At 67.1% G+C, this 16210-nt stretch carries 17 protein-coding genes and 1 pseudogene; 10 read left to right on the plus strand and 8 right to left on the minus strand.

Translation table 11 applies throughout. From position 1 onward, the window contains the following. The first annotated feature begins 6 nt into the window (after window positions 1-6). The 6 genes from F6B43_RS03710 (at window position 7) to F6B43_RS03735 (ending at window position 6897) form a co-directional block, all read left to right on the plus strand. Window positions 7-3021 carry a hypothetical protein gene (locus F6B43_RS03710; RefSeq protein WP_150447528.1) on the plus strand — a complete coding sequence of 1005 codons (3015 nt, stop codon included), beginning with the start codon at window positions 7-9 and terminating at the stop codon, window positions 3019-3021. A 159-nt stretch (window positions 3022-3180) separates the two neighbouring features. Continuing rightward, window positions 3181-3759: a hypothetical protein gene (locus F6B43_RS03715; protein WP_246159781.1), complete on the plus strand. Its 579-nt coding sequence runs from the start codon at window positions 3181-3183 to the stop codon at window positions 3757-3759. Beyond that, window positions 3756-5573, plus strand: coding sequence for a type IV secretory system conjugative DNA transfer family protein (locus F6B43_RS03720; protein ID WP_150447529.1), 1818 nt, complete (start codon window positions 3756-3758; stop codon window positions 5571-5573). Before F6B43_RS03715 ends, F6B43_RS03720 begins: the two co-directional genes overlap by 4 nt. Window positions 5574-5620: 47 nt before the next feature. After that, a complete protein-coding gene (locus tag F6B43_RS03725; RefSeq protein ID WP_150447530.1) occupies window positions 5621-6088 on the plus strand; it encodes a single-stranded DNA-binding protein in 468 nt (155 codons plus the stop codon). A gap of 9 nt (window positions 6089-6097) precedes the next feature. Continuing rightward, complete coding sequence (locus F6B43_RS03730; protein WP_150447531.1) at window positions 6098-6700, plus strand: hypothetical protein; 603 nt, start codon at window positions 6098-6100, stop codon at window positions 6698-6700. Further along, window positions 6697-6897 (plus strand): hypothetical protein, encoded by a 201-nt coding sequence (locus tag F6B43_RS03735; RefSeq protein ID WP_150447532.1) that lies wholly within the window; start codon window positions 6697-6699, stop codon window positions 6895-6897. Before F6B43_RS03730 ends, F6B43_RS03735 begins: the two co-directional genes overlap by 4 nt. On the opposite strand, the gene F6B43_RS03740 is transcribed toward F6B43_RS03735, so the two are convergent. The 3 genes and pseudogenes from F6B43_RS03740 to F6B43_RS03750 all read right to left on the minus strand — a co-directional run bounded on the left by F6B43_RS03740 (window position 6881) and on the right by F6B43_RS03750 (window position 9847). Beyond that, a complete protein-coding gene (locus tag F6B43_RS03740) occupies window positions 6881-8524 on the minus strand; it encodes a recombinase family protein (RefSeq protein ID WP_150447533.1) in 1644 nt (547 codons plus the stop codon). The genes F6B43_RS03735 and F6B43_RS03740 overlap by 17 nt on opposite strands. A 34-nt stretch (window positions 8525-8558) precedes the next feature. Then, window positions 8559-9488, minus strand: a pseudogene (locus F6B43_RS03745) (ATP-binding protein); the annotation flags it as partial. Further along, the gene (locus tag F6B43_RS03750; RefSeq protein WP_150447535.1) at window positions 9485-9847 is read right to left on the minus strand and encodes a YraN family protein; all 363 of its coding nucleotides are present in this window, start codon (window positions 9845-9847) and stop codon (window positions 9485-9487) included. The pseudogene F6B43_RS03745 and the gene F6B43_RS03750, both read right to left, overlap by 4 nt. A gap of 150 nt (window positions 9848-9997) precedes the next feature. On the opposite strand from F6B43_RS03750, the gene F6B43_RS03755 reads away from it, so the two are divergent. Then, the gene (locus tag F6B43_RS03755) at window positions 9998-10321 is read left to right on the plus strand and encodes a DUF2469 family protein (RefSeq protein ID WP_150447536.1); all 324 of its coding nucleotides are present in this window, start codon (window positions 9998-10000) and stop codon (window positions 10319-10321) included. A gap of 6 nt (window positions 10322-10327) precedes the next feature. Here the strand turns inward: F6B43_RS03755 and F6B43_RS03760 are convergent, their stop codons facing one another. From F6B43_RS03760 to F6B43_RS03775, 4 genes are all read right to left on the minus strand, one after another. Further along, on the minus strand, window positions 10328-10987 hold the full coding sequence (locus F6B43_RS03760) for a ribonuclease HII (protein WP_150447537.1): 660 nt from the start codon (window positions 10985-10987) through the stop codon (window positions 10328-10330). Further along, window positions 10984-11778, minus strand: coding sequence for a signal peptidase I (lepB, locus tag F6B43_RS03765; RefSeq protein ID WP_150447538.1), 795 nt, complete (start codon window positions 11776-11778; stop codon window positions 10984-10986). The genes F6B43_RS03760 and lepB overlap by 4 nt, the downstream gene beginning before the upstream one ends. A gap of 133 nt (window positions 11779-11911) precedes the next feature. Then, the gene (gene rplS, locus F6B43_RS03770) at window positions 11912-12259 is read right to left on the minus strand and encodes a 50S ribosomal protein L19 (RefSeq protein ID WP_150447539.1); all 348 of its coding nucleotides are present in this window, start codon (window positions 12257-12259) and stop codon (window positions 11912-11914) included. Between the two features lie 168 nt (window positions 12260-12427). Beyond that, window positions 12428-12922 (minus strand): MFS transporter permease, encoded by a 495-nt coding sequence (locus F6B43_RS03775; RefSeq protein ID WP_150447540.1) that lies wholly within the window; start codon window positions 12920-12922, stop codon window positions 12428-12430. A gap of 115 nt (window positions 12923-13037) precedes the next feature. Between F6B43_RS03775 and map the strand changes: the two genes are divergently transcribed. The 3 genes from map to F6B43_RS03790 are packed head-to-tail and all read left to right on the plus strand — an operon-like array spanning window position 13038 to window position 15530. After that, window positions 13038-13820 (plus strand): type I methionyl aminopeptidase, encoded by a 783-nt coding sequence (gene map, locus F6B43_RS03780; protein ID WP_150447541.1) that lies wholly within the window; start codon window positions 13038-13040, stop codon window positions 13818-13820. 1 nt (window position 13821) lies between these two features. Next, the gene (locus tag F6B43_RS03785) at window positions 13822-14691 is read left to right on the plus strand and encodes an ABC transporter ATP-binding protein (protein WP_150447542.1); all 870 of its coding nucleotides are present in this window, start codon (window positions 13822-13824) and stop codon (window positions 14689-14691) included. Further along, window positions 14688-15530 carry an ABC transporter permease gene (locus F6B43_RS03790; RefSeq protein WP_150447543.1) on the plus strand — a complete coding sequence of 281 codons (843 nt, stop codon included), beginning with the start codon at window positions 14688-14690 and terminating at the stop codon, window positions 15528-15530. The genes F6B43_RS03785 and F6B43_RS03790 overlap by 4 nt, the downstream gene beginning before the upstream one ends. On the opposite strand, the gene trmD is transcribed toward F6B43_RS03790, so the two are convergent. After that, window positions 15499-16209 carry a tRNA (guanosine(37)-N1)-methyltransferase TrmD gene (gene trmD / locus F6B43_RS03795; protein WP_150447544.1) on the minus strand — a complete coding sequence of 237 codons (711 nt, stop codon included), beginning with the start codon at window positions 16207-16209 and terminating at the stop codon, window positions 15499-15501. The genes F6B43_RS03790 and trmD overlap by 32 nt on opposite strands. Window position 16210: the final 1 nt, after the last annotated feature.

Below are 16210 nucleotides of genomic sequence, written 5' to 3' on the forward strand. Positions count from 1 at the left end.
CATCTCGTGTCAGGATCACTCGCCCACATCTCGCAGCCCGTGGCTGCGCCGCCAAGGAGAGGGGTGCGGCGCTGGCTGTCGGTGCTGCTGGCCCTGTTCCTGCTCGCCGGGTCGCTCGCACTGAATGCGCCGGCAGCTCATGCGGGCGGTCTCGGTGTCGGGTACGACATCGGGATGGGGTTCCTCGGTGCCTACAACACCGATGTCGACGGGAGGCAGGCATACTGCGCCGACCTGGGCGCAGACTCGCCGTTCGCGCAGACCCACGGACCGGAGACGGTCACGTCGCTGGATTCACTGTCCAGGCAGCAGCTCGCGGAGCTGAACTACGTGCTGGATCGGTGGGGGCAGTCCGGCGACCCGAACGTCACCGCGGCGGTGGCACTGTTCGTCTGGTCGATCACCGACCCGGGAACCTACAACTCGCACGGCATGTCCGGCGATACCTATTACGTCGGCCGCGCACCGGCGTCGGAGCGGGGAACGATCCTCGCCAACCTCGCCGCGATGCGTCAGGAAGCCACCGTCAACGCGGTCACCGACCCTTCGCTGACGCTGAGCCTCGACATGGCGGATCAGTACGCCGGCACCCTCACCGTCGCCACCCATCCTGCGGGCCTTACCGGCACCGCGACACTCACCGATGCGGTCTTCGCCGACGGATCAACGATGCGCACGATCGGTGCCGGTGCGCACCCGATCACGGGCACTCCGGCTGACGGGGTGCCGTCGTACCAGATCCGCGCGTCGATGAACATCGCTGCCGCCGGGTACGGCGCTGCACTCGACCTGTATGTCACGCCCGGGGCGCAGCGCCTCGTCGCCGCTGTCGCAGGCTCGTCCACGGGGCTGTCCGCCTCAGCGTCGTCGCCGGTGATCGAGTTGGACTTCCAGCCGGAGATCACCACCCAGGTCGCCTCCCGCTACGTCACCGAGGGTGACGCGTTCGTGGATGGGCTCACGGTCACGGTGTCAAAGGGCACCTGGATTCACCTCGACGGGAACCCCATCGAGGTCACCGCGACCGGAACCTTGTATGGGCCGTTCGATGAGCAGCCCACCGAAGCAGACACCCCGCCGGCCGGAGCCCCCGTCGTTGGCACCGAAACGGTCACGTTGACGGGTGCGGGGTCGTACACCTCGCCGGGCACGATCACCGCCCCGGAATCGGGGTTCTACACGTGGGTGTGGGGCATCGATAAAGACGCGCACGGAGCGAATGCGAAGTACCTCACCGATTCGTTCACCGACCGGTTCGGGCAGGTAGCGGAGACCTCGGTGGTGCCGTTCCAGCCCGTCGCCGTCTCCGAAGCCGACCAGCGCCTCGCGATCCCTGGTGATGCGCTAACGGACACGATCACCGTGTCCAGCAGCAACGGTGCGTGGCTGAAGAAGGACGGCACACACATCCCGGTGGTGTTCGAGGGCACCGCCTACCAAGTCCCCGGCACCCTCCCCCCGGCACAGGACGCGGTGATTGACGACAATGCGGTGCCGCTCGGCACGGTGACGATCACTGCGGACGGCCCGGGCGTCTACACGTCGCCGTCGGTGGTGGCGCCGTCGGGTGGGTTCGTGACGTGGGTGTGGGAGGTGAAGAAGTCGTCGCAGCCGGAGTGGGTGCGCGACTACCTCGCCGCAGACTGGCAGGACGACTACGGCATCAACGTCGAGACGACATCCGTGCGGTGGCCGATCACGGCGACGTCGCTGATGCGGGAGTACAACGTGCACCCCGGCGGTCGCGCCTTCGATGTCGTCACCGTCAGCGGGTTCCCGGCAAACCACGGTGACTTCACCGGCGACGGCTACTGGAACGCCGACCTCGACGAACTCCGCTACACCGTCTACGGGCCTTTCGCCACCGACACCGAACTCACCGACGACCTCGACCTCACTGCCGCGCCGGTACTCACAGAACTCACGACGCCGGCCAGGAACGGGGTCTACAAGCTCGGCTACACCGACGACGACAAGATCGTGCCCACCGAACCAGGGTTCTACGTCCTCGTGACGACGTTCGAAGGTGATGACCGGGTGCAGCCCTATCAGTCGTCTCCGGCGGATGTGCTCGAACGGTTCTACGTCCCACCCACAGGCACGGAGGTGCCGGTGACGGTGATCACGCAGGCGACACCGGAAGCGCTCATCGGGGAACCCTTCTCGGACACGGCGCTCGTGCAGGGCACGAAAATTCCCGACGGCGCGTACCTGGTGTTCCGCGCGTACGGGCCGCACCCGGCAGAAGCCGGGGCGGTGTGTGAGACGCCGTTCTACGTCAGCGACGAGATCCCTGTCACCCAGGCCGGCATCTACCACTCCGGCACCACCACCGTCACCGAGCCCGGGAACGTGTACTGGGTCGAGACGCTGTATGGCGCCGACGGTGAGGTGATCGCTGAGGGGACGTGTGGGGCGCCGGGTGAGACCACCGTCATCAGCGAACAGCCCGACGAGCTGCGGGTGAAGACGAACGCGGTGTCGACTGTCACGCTGGGTGAGCCGGTGCATGATGTCGCGACCGTCACCGGCACTGTGCCGGAGGGTGCGCGGCTCGTGTTCGAGGCCTACCGGCAGGAAGGCGAGAACGCGACGTGCACGGCGGAAGAACTCGTGTTCACCTCTGCCGTGATCGACCTCGACGGTCCCGGCGACTACGCGTCGGACGAGGTGGTCTTCGATCAGGTCGGCACCTACTACTGGGTGGAGACCGTGATCGACAAGGACGGCACGATCCTGCACCGCGGCCTGTGCGGCGCACCGGATGAGACCACCACCGTCACCCCTGTCCCAGAGGAGCCGGGCAAGCCGGGTGCACCGGGTGAGCTGGCGCAGACGGGTGCGGACGGCGGCTGGTGGCCGCTCGGCCTCGCCGGTGGCCTGATCGCCGCCGCGACCGGCGGGGTGCTGCTGTTCGGGCGTCGCCTCGCGATCGCCCGCGAACGCGCCGGGTACGTCCGCGAAGAGGACGAGATGTTCGAGGAGTTCAGGGCCCAGTTCGAGGGAGCAAAGGAGGAGTAACCACAAGCTGCTGGCCCGCTGGCGTCCCCACTACGGCGGGTCAGTATGGGAGGGCACGAACCACCCCCAGGTTCGTGCCCTCCCATCTCTCTGCGTCCAGGGCTGCGCAGGTGCACCTGCATGGCGAACACCCCTGCACTTCTCGGAGAGGACCGCCCTGTGACGCCGAAACCCCGCTACCGCCGCACCGACCCCGATTCGGGGCCCCCGGCAGCATCTCTGCCTCCGAGCGGTGGGCCGATTGTGGTGCCGGTGGTGGAGTTCACCATCGGTGCGGACGGTGCGATGACGGTCACCGTCGACGGGGTGCCGCACATGCCGGAGCCGTTCGCGCCGGACTGGCGGCGCGAATCATTCCCCGCGATTCTCGACGCCCTCGCTGCCCGCTACCGCACCCCGCTGCGGGTGCAGGTGCGGGAAGCGGACGGCTCAACCTTCACCGACATCATCACCCCGCCCCGCGAACGCCCCACAGCGAGGCCATGGGAAGCACCGGTGCCAGAGGTGGCGTCACCGCCGATGTCTGCCGCTCAGCCGGTGCTGCATCAGGTCGCAGGTTCGGGGTTTGTGCCGGGTGAGGATGTCGCGGTCGCGATCATCCACGCCCACTCCGATGCCAGCCCCGACGGCACGGCCCGTGCGCTCCTGACCGCGGAACAAGCTGCGGCTGCGGTGACCGGTGAAGTGCTTCTCCTTGGTCGCATCTCCGGCACCCTCGCTGTCAGCAGGCTCCTATGAGTACCCCACGGCAGGGCGGGGCGCTCGGTGATGAGTTCGCCAACCTCGGGATCGTCGCCCTCATCGCCGCGGCGGTTCTCGCTGTCATCCTCCGCGTGGCCGGCACGATCGCCGCGTGGGTGACGGGTATCGCGCAGCCGACCGGCGGGATCGAAGCCGGCCTCGGCGTCCTCCTGCACCCCGCCGACCCAGGGAGCCCGCTCGGTGCCGACGGGCTCAACGCCATCGTCTACTGGACCGTCGCGGGGCTCCTGATCGTCGGCGTGGGTGCGGCGGTTTGGTGGGTGTGGCGAACGTTCCGGGATCACAGTCGGCGAACGAAGATTGATCCGTATCGGATCGTCGGGATCGCGACCCGCACCGATGTTGCTACCGCCGCGTCGGAGAGGGCGCTGCTGCGTCGCGGCGGGCAACTCCGCCCGTCACTGTCGAAGCCCGAGACACACGACGTGGGCTATCTGCTCGGTGCATCGCGGGGCGTGAGCGTCTGGGCAAGCGTCGAAGACTCGATCCTCTTGATCGGGCCACCACGCTCCGGCAAAGGCCTCCACGTCGTCATCAACGCGATCCTCGACGCACCGGGGGCGGTCGTTACGACCTCCACGCGCCCGGACAACCTCACTGCCACTCTCACCGCTCGCAGTGCCGCTGGGCGGCCGGTGGCGGTGTTCGACCCGCAGCACCTCGCCGAAGGCATTCCGGCGGGGCTTCGCTGGTCTCCGATTCGTGGGTGTGAGGACCCGTTGACGGCGATGATCCGCGCCACCGGACTTGCCGCCGGCACCGGCCTGTCCGCGGGTGGTGTCGAAGGTGGTGACTTCTGGGAAGGGAAAACCCGCACCGCACTCCAAGCCCTCCTTCACGCCGCAGCTCTCGATCAACGCACCCCTGCCGAGCTGTTCCGGTGGACCCTCGACCCTGCCGCAGCGTCGGATGCGGTCGCGATCCTCACTTCGAACCCGAACGCTGCGACCGGGTGGGCGGACTCGCTGCAGGCGATGATCGACTCCGACCCCCGCACGAGGGATTCGATCTGGCAGGGCGTGTCGCTCTCACTCGCAGCCCTTGCCGACCCGCGCGTGCTCGACGCCGTGAGTCCCGGCCCGGACGAGCGGTTCGACCCGGAAGAGTTTCTGCGTAAGCGCGGCACCGTGTATCTCCTCGCGACGGGTGCTGGGGCGAACAACAGTGCGGCGTTGGTGTCGGCGTTCGTGGAAGACCTCGTCGAAGCAGCCCGCCGCCTCGCCGCAAGATCACCCTCAGCCCGACTCGACCCGCCCCTGCTGCTCGCCCTTGATGAAATCGGGAACCTCGCACCGCTCCCGTCCCTGCCGACGCTGATGGCGGAAGGCGGGGGCACCGGGATCACGACCATGCCGGTGTTGCAGTCGCTCGCCCAAGCCAGGGAAAAGTGGTCGGACAACGCAGCCGGCGCGATCTGGGACGCCAGCATTGTGAAGATCATCCTCGGCGGCGCATCCAACAGCCGCGACCTTCAAGACCTCACCACGTTGATCGGGGAACGAGACGAGATCACCGACTCCACCACCATCGGCGACCACGGCTCCCGCACCGCGCAACGCTCCATCCGCAGGGTGTCGATCATGCCGCCCGACGTGATCCGCACCCTCCCATTCGGCACCGGCCTCATCCTGCTCCGCGCCGCCCCGCCCATCGTCGCGAAACTGCGCGCCTGGACTCGCCGCAAGGACGCGAGCGAGCTGCAGGATCAGCGGCGCGTGGTGGAGGAGCTGCTGCAAGGCGGCGCCCCGCCACCCGCGGGCCATGAGGGGGCGGCGGGCGCACCTGAGTGACAGAGCACCCCGAACCGTGGGGCGCCGAACGTCACGAGGAGTGTCCAATGGCCATCCACACGCAAGAGTCCCTGTCCGGGTTCATCGCCTCCGAACCCCACCTGTCCCTCACGGAGAAGGGCGATGCGCGCCTGTTCGTGAAGATCGGGCAGGAACACTACCGCCGTGAAGACGACGGATCGTTCACGCAGACCGAGACCACGTTCCACGACCTCGTCGCGTTCCGCAAGACCGCCGAACGCGCACACCAGCGCTTCGCGAAAGGCGACAAGTTCGTCGCCGAGGGCTACACCCACACCCACGACCGCACCGACGACAACGGCCAACCGATCAAAGTCGAGGAGTTCGTCGCGAAGAAGATCGGCCACGACCTCGCCCGCACCCCCTACACCGTCGACCGACCCCGACGCACCCCAGAATCCGACTCATTGGATGCCGGACTCGAGGATGCGACGCTGTCGCCCGACGCGCCACGTCGCACCTCCGCTGCCACCGCTGCTGCGGTCGGGAGGTGAGGACGGATCATGGTTGATGAACTGTCAGACACGGGCGATGTCGATCCGGGTGAGGTGGCGGAGGACGAGTTCGATGAGAGCTACGACCCCGACACCGACACTCTCGCCGGCGCAGATGAGGAGGATCAGTCGGGGCCTCCGGGGCCGGTGAACTGGAACCTCCTCAGCGCCGACGCCGCAGAAGAAGAATGGCTGGCGCTCAACGAGTGGGTGCACTGGCTCCGCCACACCTACGGCCTGCCTGTCGCGGTGATCCCGCCGTTCTGGCATCGCCACCCGGAGTTGGTGTGGGAACTGTCCGCGCTGCACATCCACTGGCTGTGCGCGATCCACCCCGAAGCAAAAGGTTCCGCGATGCTCGTCTGGCACCGCGACTTCGCCGACGCCCAAGATCGCCTCCGGCACTGGACCGCGGCCTGCGGCACCCGCCTGAACACGGACCGCCCCACACGCCGCATCGCCTGGCCCGGCGAACCCGACACCGACCCCATCGAAGACACCGTCATATCGAACCGGGAGGAAGACTTCGTGGAATACATGCACGCCGACGTCCAAGCCCGGCGCGCCGAGGAGGACGCCTTCTACAGAGATCTGGTAGGCGAGGTGGGATGAGCGAGTCAGTTCCGTGCCCCTCAGCCACGACCCTCGCAGGACTCGTAGACCCCAGCGACTACCCCGACTTCGATGCGGGGTGGCGCGCTGGTGTCACCCGTGGCATCGCGAACCCCGCACCGATCGAGGTAGTCGAAGACCTTGCTCTCCTCCTCGACTCAGCTGAGCTGGTCAACAGGATCAACCCACTGGAGTAATCCTTATCCGATCCTCAATCGGTCCGCGTCCCGGCAGGGCGTCGACCTGATGGATCATCCGGCGTAGGTAGTTCCGCTTTTCCTTGATTCCCTTGCCCTCCCACGAGCGAATCACGTCAGGGCCGTCGGCGATCATCAACTCGTCCAACTCCACCACATCCACTCGACGCTTGAGAGCATCGATACGGTTCTGGGCGTCCTCAATAAGCCCGAGAAGAACCGTCACCATCGCTCCCTTGTATGCGCCGGTTCCCTGCTTCACCAGGAGTGCATCTTTCTCTGCGGTCGCGTCATCAAGCTGGGCGAGGAGCGCATTCACCTCGCCGTCTGCCCGAGCCAGCCTCCGCCGAGCTCGGGCCTTCGCTAACGCGTCATCAGTGATCTGGGAGAAAAACCAGCCCAGCACGTACGCCTCAGCCTTGCGCGCGCTGATAGTGCAAGCACCAGGGCAGTTCCCTGCACCACGATGCCGGTTCGTCATGCAGCGGTACACATACTCGGTCTCGGAATCGCCACCAGCGCGCATCCGTGTCTTTTGATGACCGTAAAGACGTCCGCCGCACTGACAGAACAGCAGACCCGTGAGGAGCCATTCATGTGAGCCCCACGGCTTCCGCGCCTTGGACGTCTTGGCCTGCTCCAACAAGCGCCGAACACGCAACCAGGTCGCACGATCGCACACGGGCTCCTGCGAGATCACCGGTTCGCCACGCGGGTCCCGCGCGATGTAGTCGAGAAGATCGAGCTTCACGCCTCGCTGATGCTCAGGAACCTGCCGCATCCGGTACCCGATCATCCGCGGCGAAACCAGTGAACGGTAGATGGTCGCTTCGTACACGTACGCACCGGAAGCCGTCGTGATCCCGTACCGGTCCTCCCAGTAGCGACCGATCTGAGACAGGCTCTTCCCGGCCAGGACCATGTCCACCGCGTCCTTCAAAGCCTGGTGCTCTACCGGATGAGGGACCAGCCGAATTCCCGTGCGCCCCAACGCATCCGTCACGCGCGGCCCCGATATCCAACCGAAAGGCGGCGTTCCACCATGATGAAAGCCAGCCTCAGCAAGGTGGCGCTTGGAGGCCAGTTGCCGTTCGCTCATCGAATCCGTCTCGACCTCGGCCAGTAGAGCCTTGATCCCGGTCACCAGCTTCGCTCCCGCGGTAGCCGTGTTCAGCTCGTCGGTCGAGTCCTGATGCGAACGCAGCAGAACGCTCGCGCGCTGGCAATCACCGATCCACTCAATGCACCTCGCAGCAATGCGGTTAGTGCGGTCAAGCTTCCAGAACGCGACCGCCTTCACCTTCTCAGCCTTGATGTCCAGATTTAGTTGACGCCAGCCCTTCCGCGTCTTCTGCGCCGATGAGCTTGCAGAGTCGTTGTCGATGTACTCCCCCATCACCGTCCAACCGCCCTCGGCCGCAAGCATCCGCGTCAGATCTATCCTCTGCCGCTCGATCGCATCCGCCTTGTCCTTGTGGTACTTCGACAACCGCAGGTAAAGGTAAATCGGCCGTGTCCCAGCCAAGGCCGACTCCGGACCGGTCTGAGCGAACGCGGGATAGACCACAGACCGAGTGGTCCGTCCCGGACGTGCGTGCGTGCCTGGCCGCTTTTCAAGAGTCACCATGTACTTCCTCCTTGGATCAGGAGGTGTACTTTCCATCCCCCAACTCGTCGAGGAAGAGCACGCCCTCGCTCGCGCGCGCGATCGCCCCCGGACGGATCATCCTGCTGCCGCCGCCGACCAGCGCGGCCGCGCTCGCGCTGTGATGAGGAGCCTCGAAGGGGGGCGTGTGCACCAGCGCGCCCACCTGCTCGCCCGACAGAGACCGGATCGACGCGACCGCCAGAGCCTGTGCGTCATCGAGCGGCGGAAGGATGCCGGGCAGACGGCGCGCGAGCATGGTCTTGCCCGCGCCGGGCGGACCACTCATGATCACGTGATGGCCCCCGGCCGCCGCGACGATCATGGCCTCCACCGCGTCGACTTGGCCGATCACGTCCGCGAGATCGAGTGCCGCGGCCACCTCGGTCACGGATGGAGTCGAGAGCACGGGATCGAGCAGTCGCTCCTCGACATCGGCTCCGTGCCACCGTGCGACATCGGCCAGGCACACCGCGCCGAGAACCTCGACCCCGCTGACCAGACGTGCCTCATCGATGTTTCCGAAGGGAACGACCACGCGCCGGATTCCCGACCGTGCGGCAGCCAGCACCGCGGGCAGCACACCCGGGACGGGCCGCAGCCGACCGTCGAGTCCCAACTCACCGATGTGCACTGTGGAAGCCACCGATTCGGCGTCCATCCGTCCTTCGGTCGCGAGTGAGGCGATCGCGATGGCGATGTCGAACCCCGACCCCTGCTTGGGCAGGCTCGCGGGAGACAGGTTCACGGTCAGTCGTCGCCGCGGGAGGGGCAGTTCGCTGTTCGCGCACGCGTTGAAGACCCGCTGCACGGCTTCGCCGAGCGCCTTGTCGGGAAGCCCGATGATCTTGAAATCGGGGATCTGATTCGACAGGTCCGCCTCGACCTCGACGAGTTCGCCGTCGAGGCCGACCAGCGCGACGGACAGGGTGCGTGCGACGGTCACGCGACGTCCTCGATGTGCTCGATGCTGCCGATGCGTGGATCCTCACCGATGATCCCCACCGCGTCGATGCGCAGTCGGCGCCCCTGCACATCGCCGGGGTGGGCCGCGATCCACGCGATCGCCAGGCGCCACAGTCGGCCGCGCTTGCGCGCGTCCACGGCTTCGAGGGGATGCCCGAACCGTGCGGTCCGCCTCGTCTTCACCTCGACCACCACGAGCTGCGTCGCCGTCGCGACGACGAGGTCGAGCTCACCGCCGGGCGAACGCCAATTTCGGTCCAGCACCGCGTAGCCGCACTCTTCGAAGTAGCGCGCGGCGCGCTCCTCGCCCGCTCGGCCTAGGCCGTCCTTTTCTGCCATGCATCGATCGTGGTCGCCGCCACAGGCCTGGACGGCACGAACGTTCGCACATGTGCACAGTCCGACGCCGACGAGGCACTGGGGAGGAATGCACGCCCTCCGACAACCCGCGATCGTCCCGTCCGGGAGCGCGCCTAAGATAGACGCACCATGGATGACGAAGTCTTCGAAGACTATGACCGCGAACTGGAGCTCGCCCTCTATCGCGAGTACCGGGATGTCGTCGCACAGTTCCAGTACGTGATCGAGACGGAGCGCCGGTTCTATCTGGCGAACGAGGTGAACGTCGTCCGCAAGGACACCGAGCACGACTTCTACTTCGAGATCTCGATGACGGACGTGTGGGTGTGGGACATCTACCGCGCCGATCGCTTCGTCAAGTCGGTGCGGGTGCTGACGTTCAAAGACGTCAACGTCGAGGAACTGTCCCGACGCGACTTCCACCTCCCGGAAGAGCTGTCGCTGGACTCCTGATCTCTTTCAGAACAGCGTCGGCGCGTCCGCGATCGACCACGACGCGCGATGGTGGGCGCTGATGCCGTGCGCGCGGATGGCGTCGCGGTGCTCAGGACTCGCGTATCCCTTGTTGCGTGCCCACTGATAAGCCGGAAGCTCGTCATGGAGCTCGACCATGAGCGCGTCGCGCGCGACTTTCGCGATGACCGATGCCGCCGCGGCGCTCGCGCAATCGCGGTCGGCTTTGATCACCGGTCGTACGGTGAGCCCGGTTGCGCCCGCCGGGCGGATGTAGTCGTAGTTGCCGTCCAGCAGCACGATCGCGTCCTCGGGCACGACCCCGACGACACGCAGTTGCGCGATCGCCCGGATGGCGGCGTTTCCGAGCGCGCGCATGATGCCGACCTCATCGATCTCCGCGGAGCTTGCCCACCCCACCGCACTGGCGGACACCCACGACGATGCCCGGGCCGCGACATCAGCCCGCCGCGCCTCGGGGACGAGCTTGGAGTCGCGCAATCCCGCGGGGACGCGCCTGCGTGCGTCGCGGGCATCCACCACGGTCGCACCGACGGCGACCGGTCCGGCGAGGGCGCCGCGGCCGACCTCGTCGCACGCGATGACGAGGGGATGCTCGCGCAGGAGACGTCGTTCGAGCGTCAGGCGCGGCTCGACGACCGTCATGGCGAGGTCGTGCTCCCCGTGCCCGTGGACGGGGTGCCGGCGGGCGCCGGAACCCCGGCGAAAACATCATGATGGAAGTCGAGCAGGCCGAAGCGAGCCAGCGGCCACGTCGTGAGGAATGCGCGCCCCACCACGTTGTCGAGTGGGACGAATCCCCGGCCGGGCTGGTCGGTGTTGTACCGCGAGTCTCGAGACTCGTTGCGGTTGTCGCCGAGGACCCAGAGCGAATTGGGCGGCACGGTCACGTCGAAGGGTACGGAGGAGGCCGGGTCACCCGGCCGCAGGCGCAGGTACGAGGACTCGTCGATCGGAACGTCGTTCACGGTGATCTGGCCGATTCCGTTGCAGCAGACGACGTGGTCGCCCGGGAGCCCGATGATGCGCTTGATGAGATGGTCGTCGCTGTCGGGCGCGGACAGACCCACGAGCGAGAGCGCCCAGTCTGCGGCCTCGACGATCGCGGGCCGTGCCGGCTTGGCCGGTGCGGTCAGCCACCCGCCGGGATCGCGGAACACCACGATGTCGCCGCGCGAGAACCCGCCGAACTTCGGCGTGATCTCGTCGACCAGGATGCGGTCGTCGATCTGCAGCGTGTCTTTCATCGACCCTGAGGGGATGTAGAACGATCGCACCAGAAAGGTCTTGACGAGGAACGAGACCAGGACGGCGATCAGCACGATCACCAGAACATCGCGCAGGAAGGTCAGCCAGCCGCGCCGACGTCGTGGAGGTGCGGCGGCGGGATCGGGTGACGGCGTGGGGCCCGTCGGGGCCGTCTTCTCGGTCGTCATGAATTCCTTCGCCGGTCACCGGGAATCGGAGAGCCGCACCGTGAAGAATCGTACACGGCGCACTCCCCCGCAGATGGGGAAACCCCGTGACCTGTGGCCACGGGGTTTCGCGCGGAAGAGCGTATGAACCGCGTCAGCGGTCGCGCTTCTCCTTGATCTTGGCCTTCTTGCCGCGCAGGTTGCGAAGGTAGTAGAGCTTCGCACGGCGGACATCGCCACGGGTGACGACCTCGATGTGGTCGATGACCGGGCTGTGCACCGGGAACGTCCGCTCGACACCGACCTGGAAGCTGATCTTGCGGACCGTGAAGGTCTCGCGGACACCGTCACCGGAGCGACCGATGACGATGCCCTGGAACACCTGGATGCGCGAACGGGTGCCCTCGGTGATGTTCACGTGCACCTTGACGGTGTCACCGGGGTTGAAGTCGGGGATGTCGGAGCGGAGCGAAGCCGCATCGACGGAATCGAGGATCTGCATGGTCGATCACTTCCTGAGGCCGCCACAGGTCGACCGCGAGAGAGAGGAAAAGGATGTCATGTGCCCGATGTCGCCGGATGAAGCCGGACGACGGACTCCCCTGAGGCAGAGCCGGGTCAGGGCACAAAGATCCATTCTGCCACGGATGCCGCATCCGTCAAAAACGGCTCAGATGGTCGGCGGCTGCTTCTCCGCGATGACGAAGACGTCGTCGCTGACAGGTGCCGATCGCGGGGGCTCTGCGGGAATGTACCCGACGCCTTCCGCGGTTCGCAGGACGACGGCCGCAGATCCGCGTGCCTCGCGCCACAGCTGCCACAGCTCCAGCCAGAACAGACCGACCGCGACGAAGATCGTGAGCACCATCACGGGCGCCCACCATGCCTGATTGAAGAAGCCGAGCGAGATGGTGAGGAGGTGCCACACGGTGAAACCCGCCACATCCCACCAGGACACCGCGCGATGCGCGCGAACGGTACCTCGGGCCCTCACCAGCAGCGTGAGGATCAGTTGGCCGATCAACACCGACGGAATGGCCAGGAAGAGCACCCACACGAATGCCCAGCCCCCGGCGTTGAACACGCCCCAGCCGACCAGCAGCCAGAGCGGAAGGAGGAAAGCGGAAGGGATGAGCCATCCGTAGAACGCCCGACGAACCCACATGGCACTGATCGTACGCCCGTCGCGACCGCGCGGCACCGGTGGAGAGGAGACGCTGAGCAGCCTCTCAGCCCGTGCCCCCGGCATCCGACAGAATGGAGGGGATGAAGGGATCACGATGATCGAATTGCGCACGCCGGCAGAGATCGAGGCCATGCGACCGGCCGGGCGCTTCGTCGCCGAGACGCTCGCGGCGATGCGCGACGAGACCAAGGTCGGCACGAACCTGCTGGCGATCGACCGGCGTGTCCACGAGTTGATCCGCCGGGCAGGTGCCCAGTCGTGCTACATCGACTACCACCCTTCGTTCGGCGCCAGCCCCTTCGGCAAGGTCATCTGCACCTCGATCAACGACGCGGTGCTGCACGGACTCCCGCACGACTACGCGATCCGCGACGGCGATCTGGTCTCGCTGGATCTTGCGGTGTCGATCGACGGATGGGTGGCCGACTCCGCCGTCTCGTTCGTCGTCGGAACCCCGAGGGACGAAGACCTCGCGATCATCGACACCACCGAACGCGCGCTGGCCGCGGCGATCGCGGCGGCCACGGTGGGCAACCGGATCGGCGACATCTCCGCGGCCATCGCGGCCATCGCTCACGCCGACGGCTACTCGATCAACACCGACTTCGGCGGCCACGGCGTCGGCCACATCATGCACGGCGACCCGCATGTCGCGAACGACGGCAGGGCAGGGCGCGGATATGCACTGCGTGAAGGTCTCGTCGTGGCTCTGGAGCCGTGGTTCCTGCAGACCACGGACGAACTCGTCACGGACCCGGACGGATGGACGCTGCGCAGCGCCGACGGATCCCGCGGTGCCCATTCCGAGCACACGATCGCGGTGACCGCCGACGGACCGATCGTGCTGACCGACCGCAGCTTCCTCGGCGTGGACTGACATGCCCGCTGCGGCGGTAGAGGTCGAGGGGCTGGTCAAGGCCTACGGGCACAAGGTCGCGGTCGATGGCGTGTCGTTCGACATCCAGCCCGGCGAGACGTTCGCCCTCCTCGGACCCAACGGCGCTGGAAAGTCCACCACGATCGAGATCCTCGAGGGATACCGCCACCGCAGCGGCGGCACGGTACGGGTGCTCGGCGTGGACCCCCACCGAGGCGGCCTGGAGTGGAAGGCGCGCCTCGGGATCGTGCTGCAGACCACGGGCGAGAGCGGACCGGTGACCGTCCGCGAGCAACTCGCTCACTTCGCCGCGATGTACCCGCAGCCGCGCGACGTCGACGAGGTCATCGCCGCGGTCGGGTTGGAACCGCAGCGCAAGACGCTCATCCGCCGCCTGTCGGGAGGTCAGCGACGACGCGTGGACGTCGCCGTCGGCATCATCGGACGCCCCGCCCTCCTCTTCCTCGACGAACCGACCACCGGCTTCGACCCCGCCGCTCGCCGTCAGTTCTGGGACCTCATCCATTCCCTCAAGGATGAAGGGACGACGATCCTGCTCACGACCCACTACCTCGACGAAGCCGCGCAGCTCGCCGATCGGGCGGGCGTCATCGCCGGAGGGTCGCTCTTGGACATCGCGCCCATCGATCAGCTCGGCGGTGCGGAGGCGCGGATGCCCGTGGTGCGGTGGTGGCACGAGGGCAGCAGGCGAGAAGAGCGCACCGCCGAACCCGGCGCCCTGACGGCGCACCTCTTCCGCGAGCTCGGGGAGGTTTCCGGTCTCGAGGTCGTGCGGCCCAGCCTCGAAGACGTCTATCTCGCGATGATCGGTGCAGCCGAGGCCGGCTCGACCCCCGCCCGCCCCGCATGAACGTCCGCGCCGGAGAGCGGATCGCCCCTCTCCCCCGGGGCCGGTCGGCGCGGATCGGCGGGCTCCGCGTCGGTTACGAGGTGCGCGCATACTTCCGCCAGACCGACACCCTCTTCTTCACGTTCCTCTTCCCGGTGCTGATGCTGGCGATCTTCGCGACCGCCTTCAGCAGTCAGTCGTTCGGGCCCGCGGACGCGACGATCAGCGCGGCGGCGTACTACCTTCCGGGAATGCTGGCCGCCGGCATCCTGCTCTCCGGCCTGCAGAACCTCGGCGTCGACATCGCCGTCGAGCGCGCGGATGGGACGCTGAAGCGATACGCGGGTTCGCCGATGCCGATCGGCAGCTACTTCATGGGCAAGATGGGCCAGGTGGCGGTCACCGCGTCGCTGCAGGCAACGGTGCTGATCCTCGTCGCGTGGGCCGTATGGCACGTGGAACTGCCGTCGACAGCCCAGGCCTGGGCGACTTTCGCGTGGGTCTTCGTGCTGGGAGTGTCGTGCTCCGCCGTTCTCGGGATCGCGGTGAGTGCGCTCCCGCGGTCGGGCAAATCCGCCCAGTCCGTCATCGTCCCGATCGCCCTGATCCTCCAATTCATCTCCGGCGTGTACATCGCCTTCGACGTCTTGCCGGAATGGATGCAGCAGATCGCGAGCGTCTTCCCGCTGAGGTGGACCGCGGCCGGGATGCGGGCGGTGTTCCTCCCCACCGCATTCGAGGGCGCGGAACCCGGCGGAACCTGGGCCCTCCCCCTCGTCGCCATCGTCTGCAGCGTCTGGCTCGTGGTCGGGCTGGTCGTGTGCGCTCTTACGTTCCGGTGGAATCCGAAGGATCGCTGAGCAGATCGGGACGCCGTGCGCGGGTGCGTTCCAGCTGTTGGTCTCGCCGCCACGCCGCGATCGCACCGTGGTTGCCGCTCAGCAGCACCGGCGGCACCTCGTGCCCGCGCCACTGCGCCGGCTTGGTGTACGACGGATACTCCAGCAGGCCGTCTTCGTGCGACTCCTCGACCAGGCTCGCCGGGTTGCCCACTACTCCCGGGATGAGGCGCCCGATGGCCTCGATCATGGCCATCGTGGCGACCTCGCCACCGTTGAGGACGTAGTCGCCGAGGCTCATGAGTCGCACGTCGCCGAGCGTGGCCGCGTGCGCGAACACCCGCTCATCGATTCCCTCATAGCGTCCGCAGCCGAATACCAGCCGTGAAGCCGTCGACAGCTCTCGCGCGGTCGCCTGCGTGAACAGCTCTCCCGCGGGCGAGGGAAAGATGAAGGTCGGGCGCTCACCCGCATCCGCAGCGATCGCGTCGAGCGCCGCACCCCATGGCTCGGGCTTCATGACCATCCCGGCGCCGCCGCCGTAGGGGGTGTCGTCGACAGTACGGTGCCGGTCGTGCGCCCAGTCGCGCAGGTCGTGCACACGCACTTCGAGCAGACCGCGATCGCGCGCCCGCCCCAGAAGAGACACCTCGAGTACGTCGAAGAATGACGGGAAGATCGTCACGACATCGATGCGCACG

It is taken from the genome of Microbacterium rhizomatis, assembly GCF_008710745.1.
Classification (GTDB): domain Bacteria; phylum Actinomycetota; class Actinomycetes; order Actinomycetales; family Microbacteriaceae; genus Microbacterium; species Microbacterium rhizomatis.

Bases quoted from the DNA above. Each gene is read 5' to 3' on its own strand.
- lepB (WP_150447538.1), bottom strand. From the start codon at position 11,778: ATGACGACCGAGAAGACGGCCCCGACGGGCCCCACGCCGTCACCCGAT.
- F6B43_RS03720 (WP_150447529.1), top strand. From the start codon at position 3,756: ATGAGTACCCCACGGCAGGGCGGGGCGCTCGGTGATGAGTTCGCCAAC.
- F6B43_RS03735 (WP_150447532.1), top strand. From the start codon at position 6,697: ATGAGCGAGTCAGTTCCGTGCCCCTCAGCCACGACCCTCGCAGGACTC.
- F6B43_RS03750 (WP_150447535.1), bottom strand. From the start codon at position 9,847: ATGGCAGAAAAGGACGGCCTAGGCCGAGCGGGCGAGGAGCGCGCCGCG.
- F6B43_RS03785 (WP_150447542.1), top strand. From the start codon at position 13,822: ATGCCCGCTGCGGCGGTAGAGGTCGAGGGGCTGGTCAAGGCCTACGGG.
- rplS (WP_150447539.1), bottom strand. From the start codon at position 12,259: ATGCAGATCCTCGATTCCGTCGATGCGGCTTCGCTCCGCTCCGACATC.
- F6B43_RS03740 (WP_150447533.1), bottom strand. From the start codon at position 8,524: ATGGTGACTCTTGAAAAGCGGCCAGGCACGCACGCACGTCCGGGACGG.
- F6B43_RS03790 (WP_150447543.1), top strand. From the start codon at position 14,688: ATGAACGTCCGCGCCGGAGAGCGGATCGCCCCTCTCCCCCGGGGCCGG.
- F6B43_RS03755 (WP_150447536.1), top strand. From the start codon at position 9,998: ATGGATGACGAAGTCTTCGAAGACTATGACCGCGAACTGGAGCTCGCC.
- F6B43_RS03775 (WP_150447540.1), bottom strand. From the start codon at position 12,922: ATGTGGGTTCGTCGGGCGTTCTACGGATGGCTCATCCCTTCCGCTTTC.
- map (WP_150447541.1), top strand. From the start codon at position 13,038: ATGATCGAATTGCGCACGCCGGCAGAGATCGAGGCCATGCGACCGGCC.
- F6B43_RS03725 (WP_150447530.1), top strand. From the start codon at position 5,621: ATGGCCATCCACACGCAAGAGTCCCTGTCCGGGTTCATCGCCTCCGAA.
- F6B43_RS03760 (WP_150447537.1), bottom strand. From the start codon at position 10,987: ATGACGGTCGTCGAGCCGCGCCTGACGCTCGAACGACGTCTCCTGCGC.
- F6B43_RS03730 (WP_150447531.1), top strand. From the start codon at position 6,098: ATGGTTGATGAACTGTCAGACACGGGCGATGTCGATCCGGGTGAGGTG.